Raw genomic sequence first — 9,272 nt, forward strand, 5'->3', positions numbered from 1 at the left:
AGTGGAAGCGATCCGTGCGAGAATGGCACGCTGTCAAAAGCCAGCTCGCGATCATGTTCGAAGACCGCTTCCCAATGACGTAACAAATGGCGCCAGAGCACAAAATTACGCACAGTCCCCACATTCATCCCTTGACGGGCAGACGCCCGACAGGATTTATAGCGCATGTCCGGGGCCAGCCCCGGACATGCGCATGGCGGCATAACACCAGTATGCAGTTCCACCTTAACAACGCCGCCAAGCTGTCCAACAAATGGGGTCCACCTCTCTGCTATTGTTCTCGGCGACTCGTCGTGTCATTACTGGCACAGTGCCGAAAAGTCAGATTGGGAGGCGAGCATGGCTTCAGGCTTATCACCCACGGTGATCGACTTATTTTGCGGCGCAGGCGGACTCAGCGAAGGCCTGCGTCAGGCCGGGATCAATCCAATGGCAGGTGTCGACTTCGATAAGCACGCCGTTGCTACCTACCGGCACAACCATTCAGGTGTTCCTGTCGTTGAAGGCGACGTGGCTGAGGTGACCGGTGAGCATCTTATGGAACTGGCAGGCACCCGGGAAATCGACCTTATCGCTGGCGGACCGAGCTGCCAAGGCTTCTCTACGCACGGGAAGCGGATGCAGGACGACCCCAGAAATTTCCTGTTCAAGCATTTCGTCCGGCTTGTCGACGAAATCCAGCCGAAGATATTCCTGATGGAGAACGTCCGAGGGATGCTCACTTATGAGAAGGGGGCATTCCGTCGGCAGATCGAGGCGGCTTTTGACGAGATTGGATACCGCACCGATTTCGCCCAGGTCCTCGCCGCTGATTACGGCGTGCCCCAACTGAGGCACCGGATCCTCTTTATCGGCACGCGCGTTGACGACATCCAGCTGTCATTCCCCGAACGCACGCATGGTCCTGACGACGAGCCGGAACTCAAGCCCTACGTCACTGTTGAGGAGGCGATCGGAGATCTCCCGCTGATGGAGGAATACTACAAGCAGCACGAGCGCCCATACGCCTGCGGCCCCCAAAACCCCTACCAAGTCTACTGCAGGACCGGCGCTCCGAAGGATGTCACCCTTCATATTGGCCGACCACTGTCTGCGCAGGCTCAGTCCTTGGCTGATCACATCGGCCAGGGCGAAGGACTTCGAGCTGTTCCCGTGGAGGCTCTCCCGGCGCGGTTCCAGAAGATGCGGACGATCTCGAACGGCGCTCTCCGCCGGGACTGCACGACGCTCTATCATCGTCTCCATCCAGCGAAACCGTCATACACGATCACATGCAACTACAAGAACGTGGCGTCGGGGCCCTTCCTCCATCCGTGGGAAGACCGCGCGATCTCTCATCGCGAGGCCGCCAGGTTCATGAGCTTCCCCGACCACTATCAGTTCGTCGGCGCCAGCTTTCCGCGACAGATCGGAAACGCCGTGCCTCCGCTCCTCGGTAGGGCCATCGGTGAAGAGATCGTGAAGATGCTGTCCCAGGCGGGCAAGAAACGTAGCCGTGCCGCCTGATGCCCAAGAAGATCCGAGCTGAAAGGGTCGCATTGGCCCTCAACAACATGGCGAACTGGCGTCGCAAGGCTAAGAGCCAGGGAGCCACGCACCTCTTTCCCATGCTCGCGCTGATCGAGCGCGGCGCCGGTGATCCGCCTAGTAAAGCTACGATCATGAACGAGACGCCGCACGAGTTCGACTTCTGGGACAAGTATTTCTGCCTGGACGACGGCAACGATGCGAAGCCTTATTTCAATCCAGTGACCCTGCGCCGGGCGGAAGCTGGCTTCCCTCACAGCAACTCGGCCACGATCCGGAAGAACACCTTCGCGGGCAAGTGGAACGCGGCCTCGCGCCGGACCACCGACGATGGGGAGGAATGGGAACTTGCCGACAACTACGCAGACATCTTCCGCGACAAGGTCTTGACCAAGGGCGCCGATGTCGCTTGCGCTCCTACGCTCGACATCGCCATACTATTCCTCCGGGATAGCGAGTTCCCGGACAATGCGGACGCGAGGGCCCTCGAGACGGCGTTTCGCGGCGCATTCCCGCAGAGGGACGAGGATTACGACAAGCTCTTCGTCTTTCATCCCGAGGATCCGGACAAGATCTTTGATGACGCAGCAGAGCCCCAAGATTACCAGGCTGCCATCCTGAACGTGCTTGTCGACGACGTGAAGTCATCGGCTGCGATTCCGAGGTCTGAGACTGAACCCTTCGTCATGGATCTCGACGACCCGATCCTCGTCCAAGTTCAGAAACTGCTCGGGCTGGGAACGTCCGGGATCATTCTCACGGGCGTGCCCGGGACAGGAAAGTCCTACTACGCGAAACGGATCGGGAAGCACTTGGTGAATGATCCGGAGCAGGACATCTTCAGGGTGCAGTTCCATCCGTCCTATGGCTACGAGGACTTCGTCGAAGGATATCGGCCTGACGAGACATCCCAGTCGGGTTTCAAGGTTGTCGAAAAGACGTTTCTCCTCGCATGTGAGCGTGCGAGGCGACTTGAGGAACAAAAGGACTTCGTCGTCCTGATAGTGGATGAGATCAACCGCGGCGATCCCGCCAGGATCTTCGGTGAGCTGCTGACCTATATCGAGCGAGCATACCGAGAAGAGAAGTTCACGCTGCCGTTCTCAGGGAAGCCTTTTTCGGTTCCGGTCAATCTGGTGATGATCGGCACGATGAACCCCTATGATCGCAGCGTGGCTCAGGTCGACGCGGCTTTCGTACGCCGGTTCGACCACATCGAGGTGTCCCCGTCCCGAGAGGTCGCAGAGAGCCTCTTGGAGAATGGTGGCGGCTTCACTCAAGACCAGATCTCCGACATCGGGGCCTGGTTCGATGCGGTGCAGAGGCTCGTTCCATTCGGTATCGGCCATTCCTTCTTCGCTGAGATCAAGAACGTCGATCACCTGAAGCTCGTCTGGCAATACCGGATGCGACCCACGGCGGTTCATGCTGTGGAGTTGAACGATGGTGCCATGGGGAACCTGACCGCGAGCTTCGAGGCGCTGGTTCGCCGTCTCGAAGGCGTGGCGGACGATGCCTGAGATCATCGAATGCCGGGAGTTCGAGGAGCTCTCGGTGAGAGTCAGCGCGCTCCTGCAGGACGGTGAGCTCAGACTCGACGAGAGGATAACGACGAAAGGTTACCTGACTGCCACCATGCGCGGCGGGCAAATCGCTTTGCGGGCGACACGCTTTGTCGGCACCATCCCCTTGACGCCGGAACTCGCGGTTCGGGTCGTGCCCCGGGCGACAATTGCGAACCTATCCTACATGCTGGTCCGGTCTGGGGTGATCCCGTCGGCGATATTAGGCTTCGCCCGCGGTTACATGCCTAGGTTTGTCGCCACGGACAACGCCGAGCGCATCTACGCAAGGTCGCTGATCGACGGCGTGAAGCTGATTGCCCGGCGAGGCTACATGAAGGAGTATCTACCCCCGAAGTACCAAGCGCCCTGGCGAGGGCGCCTCTTGGCTTCAGACACTGTGCGTAAGCACGCTTCGAAGGGAATCCGTTATAGGCACGAGTTCGAGCAAAACGTTCTCACCCCTTCGACGGTCGAGAACATCGCGCTCAAGATGGCTCTGAAGCAGGTCATCGACTGGCTTGCCGAGAACGACCGGCGCGACGCGATGCTTCCAGAAGCACGCGGCCTGTATCGTGACATGTGGCACATCTCTGATTGGGATGGGGCAAATAGCGATCTCGTGCGTCATCTGTCACGGAAGATCCATACGCTCTCGCCGCGCCTGCCACATTACAGGGACCCACTCTGGTCAGCATATCTGGTCTTACAGAGTGTACTTCCAGAGCTCAGCTTCGACGGATTCGTACGTCTGGACTCGCTGATCATCGACGTATCGAAAGTCTTCGAGGCATTCCTGCGCAGAGAGCTCGCCGTTCGTCTCGCTCAGCATGGATACAGCGTGCAGGACGGCAACAATACGCCGCGCCCCTTCTTCCGGGACGGGGGCGTTTATTCTGTCCATCCTGACATGATCATCCGTCGTGGCGACGAGATTGTCGCTGTCCTCGACGCAAAATATAAGCCGGAGCCGAAGGAGTCGGACCGGTATGAGGTCCTTTCTTTCATGGACGCCATGCCCGTGAAGCTTGGAGGGTTTGTGTGTCCCGCTGACGGTGTCGATACGTCGCGCTTCCTTGGCACCACTGCGTCTGGAAAGAAGATGGTGCTGCTGCGGTATGATCTGGCGGCGGAGAACCCCGATTTAGAAGCCGATCGTTTCGCAACTAATGTACTTGGAATGATCAGAGACAAACACGACTACGTCTAGTCATCTAGAACTGAAATGCGTATCATTTTCTGGGTGGGCAAAGGAGATGATACGATGGCAGGGCGAATGGCGGACGAGGTGGTCTTGAGCGATGAGGAACGAGCCTTTCTTGAGGCACAGGCTCGGCGTCACAAGGCAGCACGGTCGCTGTCGGATCGGTGCCGTATGGTCCTGCTCTGCGCGGAAGGCTTGCAAAGCAAGGAAGTCGGTGCCCGGCTCGGGGTTCATGAGCACACAGTGGGCAAGTGGCGCAGGCGGTTCGTGAAGGACCGGATTGAAGGGCTGACCGACGAATACCGCCCCGGGCGTCCGCGCACCGTATCTGACGCACAAGTGGCTGAGGTGATCGAGCGGACGCTCAACAACACGCCGAAAGACGCTACTCATTGGTCGATCCGTTCCATGGCGGCAGAGACAGGCCTTTCACACACGACCATCCGCCGGATTTGGACTGCGTTCGGATTGCAGCCGCATCGGAGCGAGACGTTCAAGCTCTCAACCGATCCGCTGTTTGTCGACAAGGTGCAAGATGGTCAATGGGGTTGGTTGGAGGGTATTGGAGGGATTAGTATTTCAAATATATTTGCTAATGAATTTGATAAGGAATTTAAAAAAAGGTTTTCAAAATGTTTATGAAAATATTAAATAAAATTAATAAATTACTATTGGTATTCTTTCTAATGCAAAATTATTTTACAATTGACCGTTCATTTGCTGAGGAAATATATGAGCCAGATAAATGTCTTCGTTCTATTGGAGAGAAAATTTTTTCTATTAACAAAGACATTTTTGATAATATTTATTGTCCTCGCATAGAAGGAGAAAAACGTCAACTTATAGAAAGAATGAAGTATATTAGAAAAAAATTGAAAGAAAAAAAATCTTTAAATAATATGGATTTTTGTAAAAAAATGTGGATGCAAAAAATTTATAAATCAATGAGGAAGTCTAATATAGACAATAAATTTTCTAACTATAAAAAATACATATATAGTTTTTTTAACACTCCATATGAAAATGCTTTTAAAACCACAGACGCGGAGAAGTATATTATTTCTTCGTCCGCGCTGGAGGTGTCTCTTACGGACTTCGGAATGAAAACAAAGGAAATTTATTCAAAACAGGATTATTCTTCTTGTAATCATATAATCTTTCCAATAATTTTAATGAGGGATTATAATGTCGCTCTAGTGAAAAAAGAAAAAATATCAAATTTATTTAAGAAAGGAAAAATAACACCAAATATCTATATTCCACTTTGGTTTATTGTTCAACATGCCGACTACTATCCGAATTTTCAAAAGAAATGGCTCCGAATTTTCAAAAAATATGGAAAAGATATCAACTTCCCGCAAGGGCGTATCGAAAGTCTAGAAAAAAGAATTTCGTTTAACGAGGAAAATAATTGAAAATATATTCAATAATATGTTTTGGTTATGAAAAAACAACTTTTTCGAAAACAGGTTCTTGAGCACCGCCAGCGCGGGCTGGAAGGGGATGTGCTGCTGATCACGCCCCTGCGACTTCGCATCATCATCCTGTTGCTGGCCGCGCTTTTCCTTGGAGCCGTGCTGTTCGTCACCCTGACGGATTTCGCCCGCACGGAGCAGGTGCGCGGCTACATGATTCCCACAAGGGGCCTGATCGGTGCCTCCGCCATGCGGGCGGGGATTGTCCAGAGAATCAATGTGGCGGCCGGGGACCGGGTGAAAAAGGGCGCCGTGCTGGCGACCATTTTCAGCGGTGGGCGATCCGGTGACGGCCGGGACATTGCCGCCGACCTCATGGCCAGCCTTGCGCGGGAACGGCGGACGCTGGAGCGCCAGATCCGCCTTGCCGCCACAAGCTATCGCGCCGACCTTGAAAGCCTTGAGCGGGAGAAAGCCGGTCTTGAGGCCGAACTGGCCGCCCTTGAAAGGCAACGGGATCTGCAACAGGCCCTGACCCTTTCCGCGAAAACGGCCCACAATTCCCTGATTCCCCTGGCGAAAAAGGGGCTCGTGCCGAAAGCCGAGCAGGTGCGCCGCAAGCAGGCATGGCTGACGGAGGAACGCCAGTTACAGGTGCTGGAGCAGAGCCTTGGCAAGACACGGGAAACCCTCGCCGGCTTCCGCCATCGCCGCGCCCGGCTGGTCGCCGAGCATGAAAGCCGGGTCGCCGACCTGAAGGGGCGCCTGACCGCTATGGACCGCCAGCGCACCCGGCAGGCGGGAAACCGGTCGGTCGCCGTCGTCGCCCCGACAGCCGGGCGCATCACCAGCGTAACAGCCATGACCGGCAACCCGGTACAGCCGGGCAAGCCGCTGCTCTTCATCCTGCCCGAGGGCAGCACGCTGGAAGCCCGCCTGCTGGTGCCCAGCCGGGCCATGGGCTTCCTCGCCCGCGGTCAGGCGGTACGGTTGCATTATGACGCCTTTCCCTATGAGCGCTTCGGCAGCCGGACGGGGCATGTCACCCGCATTGGCGGGTCCATCCTGACCATGCGGGACATCAGCGCCCCATCCGAATGGAAGAACCGTTCTACACGGTGCGGGTGAAGCTCGACAGCCAGTCCGTTCGCGCCTTCGGGCGGGACCATGCCCTGCAACCGGGCATGGCGCTGAACGCCACCGTGATTCTGGAACGCCAGAGCCTGCTTTCATGGCAGCTGGAGCCCATTCAGGCCATCCGGGCGAGGGCCTGAGCCATGGACCGTCTCGCGCGTCTCAATTTCTCCGGCACCCGCCGCCTTCCCCTCTACCGGCAGGCGGAAGCGGCGGAGTGTGGCCATGCATGCCTTGCCATGATCGCCAGCTATCACGGCCACGAAATCGACATCCCCGCCCTGCGGCGCCGGATGCCGCCGTCCGGGGCGGGGGCGTCCCTGCGCACGGTGATGGACATGGCGGCGCGCCTGTCCCTGCGCTCCCGCCCGCTGAAAGTCCCCCTTGACATGCTGGAGCGGCTGACCCTGCCCGCCATCCTGCACTGGGACCTCAATCACTTCGTGGTGCTGAAGGCGATGACCCGCAAGGGCGCCGTTCTGCACGATCCGGCGCGCGGCGAGCGCACCGTGGCCATGGCGGACCTGTCGGATCACTATACCGGTGTGGCGCTGGAACTCACCCCGGAGGCCGGGTTCGAGAAAAGGACGGAGCGCGAAAAGCTGCGCCTCTCCCAGCTCTGGGGGCGCATTACCGGGCTGAAGCGCTCCCTCGGGCAGGCCCTTGTGCTCTCCCTGATCATGCAGGCGGCGGTTCTGGCCGGGCCGTTCTATCTGCAAACCGCCGTGGATCACGTGGTGGTCAATAATGACGGCGACCTGCTGCTGGCGCTGGCGCTTGGCTTCGGGGCGCTGGCGGTCTTCAACAGCATCGCCGAATTCGTGCGCGGCCATGTGCTGCTGTATTTCGGCAACATGCTCAGTTTCCAGATGGTGGCCAATCTCTATGGCCACATGATGCGCCTGCCTCTGCCCTTTTTCGAGCGCCGCCATATCGGGGACATCGTCTCCCGCTTCGGCTCGACGGACCCGATTCGCCAGCTTTTCACCGAGGGGCTGGTGGCCACCCTGATCGACGGCATGATGGCGCTGGCCACCCTTGTGCTGATGCTGATCTACAGCCCGCTTCTCGCCGCCATCGCGGCGGCGGCCCTCGCCTTGTACCTGATCCTGCGGCTGGCCACCTACCGGCTGTTTCGCAAGCGTTCCGAAGACGCCCTCGTCGCCCGGGCGAAGGAATCCAGCGTGTTCATGGAAGCCGTCCGGGGCATGTTGAGCATCAAGGTCTTTGGCCGTGAGGAAGAGCGCAAGCGCCTCTGGCTCAACCGGTTCGCCGACCGGGTGAATGCCGATGTCACCGTCGGCCGCCTGACCAATGCCTTCACGCTGGGCAATGGCCTGATTTTCGGGCTGGAAAACATTCTGCTGATCTATATGGCGATCCGCATGATCCTGGCCGGCGATTTCACCGTGGGCATGATCTTCGCCTTCATGGCCTACAAGCGGCAATTCTCCGAAAAGGCGGCGGCGCTGGTGGAGCGGCTGATCGAGTTCCGCATGCTCGATCTGCATCTGGACCGCATTTCCGATATCGCCCTGGCGGAACCGGAGCAGGACCGGCATGACCGGTATGACGGCGACACCGCCGCCCCCGCCCTGAAGGGCGAGATCAGGCTGGAGAATGTCAGCTTCAGCTATGGCGAGGGCCTGCCGGACGTGATTTCCTGCATCACCCTGAGCGTGGCCGCCGGGCAGGCCACCGCGATCACCGGCCCGTCCGGGGGCGGCAAGACCACGCTGATCAAGCTGATGATGGGCCTGTTTCAGCCGCGCGAGGGCACGATCCGGGTGGATGGCCGCCCGCTGGGTGAGATCGGCCTTGGCACCTATCGCCAGCAGACCGCCGCCGTCATGCAGGAGGACAGCCTGTTCGCCGGGTCGCTGGCGGAAAACATCGCCTTCTTCGATGGCAAGGTGGACATGCAGCGGGTGACGGAAGCGGCGGCGACAGCATGCATTCTTGATGATATCCGGGCCATGCCCATGGGGTTCGAAACGCTGGTCGGGGATATGGGCTCCACGTTCTCGGGCGGGCAGAAACAACGCATCCTGCTGGCCCGCGCCCTCTATCGCCGCCCCCGCATCCTGTTCATGGACGAAGGCACCGCCCATCTGGACGTGACGCTGGAAAAGCGCGTCAACGCCGCCATCCGGTCCCTCGGCATCACCCGCATCATCATCGCCATGGCAGATCGGGTGCTGGTGATGGACCAGTTCAAGCTAAGAGCCTGACCGAAAAAAGAATTGAGTTATATCAGCCACTTGTGATTCATGGAAGTTGCGAAGCCACCATGGAGGCACAGGATGTGGATTGATATCACCCGTCGGCAGTTTGCCCGCGAAGGACTGCGTTTGCCAAGCGATTTAACGGATGCGGAGTGGGCGGCTCTGGAACCGCTTCTGCCGCCGCGTCCACGGCGGGGCCGCCCGC

The 9,272-nt window shown here is 57.9% G+C and carries 7 protein-coding genes and 2 pseudogenes; all 9 read left to right on the plus strand.

The window, feature by feature from the left end; translation table 11 throughout:
* The first annotated feature begins 339 nt into the window (after nucleotides 1-339).
* Nucleotides 340-1,506 (plus strand): DNA cytosine methyltransferase, encoded by a 1,167-nt coding sequence (locus WGH93_RS12905; RefSeq protein ID WP_374765302.1) that lies wholly within the window; start codon nucleotides 340-342, stop codon nucleotides 1,504-1,506.
* Entirely contained in the window at nucleotides 1,506-3,047 is a 1,542-nt protein-coding gene (locus tag WGH93_RS12910; protein WP_374765303.1) for an McrB family protein, read from the plus strand. Before WGH93_RS12905 ends, WGH93_RS12910 begins: the two co-directional genes overlap by 1 nt.
* The gene (locus tag WGH93_RS12915) at nucleotides 3,040-4,299 is read left to right on the plus strand and encodes a 5-methylcytosine restriction system specificity protein McrC (RefSeq protein WP_374765304.1); all 1,260 of its coding nucleotides are present in this window, start codon (nucleotides 3,040-3,042) and stop codon (nucleotides 4,297-4,299) included. Before WGH93_RS12910 ends, WGH93_RS12915 begins: the two co-directional genes overlap by 8 nt.
* 54 nt (nucleotides 4,300-4,353) lie before the next feature.
* A pseudogene (locus WGH93_RS12920) lies at nucleotides 4,354-4,830 on the plus strand (IS630 family transposase); the annotation flags it as partial.
* 95 nt (nucleotides 4,831-4,925) lie between these two features.
* A complete protein-coding gene (locus tag WGH93_RS12925; RefSeq protein WP_374765305.1) occupies nucleotides 4,926-5,708 on the plus strand; it encodes a hypothetical protein in 783 nt (260 codons plus the stop codon).
* 27 nt (nucleotides 5,709-5,735) lie between these two features.
* A complete protein-coding gene (locus tag WGH93_RS12930) occupies nucleotides 5,736-6,836 on the plus strand; it encodes an HlyD family secretion protein (protein WP_374765306.1) in 1,101 nt (366 codons plus the stop codon).
* Nucleotides 6,806-6,982, plus strand: coding sequence for a hypothetical protein (locus WGH93_RS12935; RefSeq protein ID WP_374765307.1), 177 nt, complete (start codon nucleotides 6,806-6,808; stop codon nucleotides 6,980-6,982). Before WGH93_RS12930 ends, WGH93_RS12935 begins: the two co-directional genes overlap by 31 nt.
* A 3-nt stretch (nucleotides 6,983-6,985) precedes the next feature.
* Nucleotides 6,986-9,073: a peptidase domain-containing ABC transporter gene (locus WGH93_RS12940; RefSeq protein ID WP_374765308.1), complete on the plus strand. Its 2,088-nt coding sequence runs from the start codon at nucleotides 6,986-6,988 to the stop codon at nucleotides 9,071-9,073.
* 72 nt (nucleotides 9,074-9,145) lie between these two features.
* Nucleotides 9,146-9,272, plus strand: a pseudogene (locus tag WGH93_RS12945) (IS5/IS1182 family transposase); the annotation flags it as partial.

Origin of the sequence: Yunchengibacter salinarum (assembly GCF_037658235.1) — a bacterium.
Taxonomy (GTDB): domain Bacteria; phylum Pseudomonadota; class Alphaproteobacteria; order Sphingomonadales; family Kordiimonadaceae; genus Yunchengibacter; species Yunchengibacter salinarum.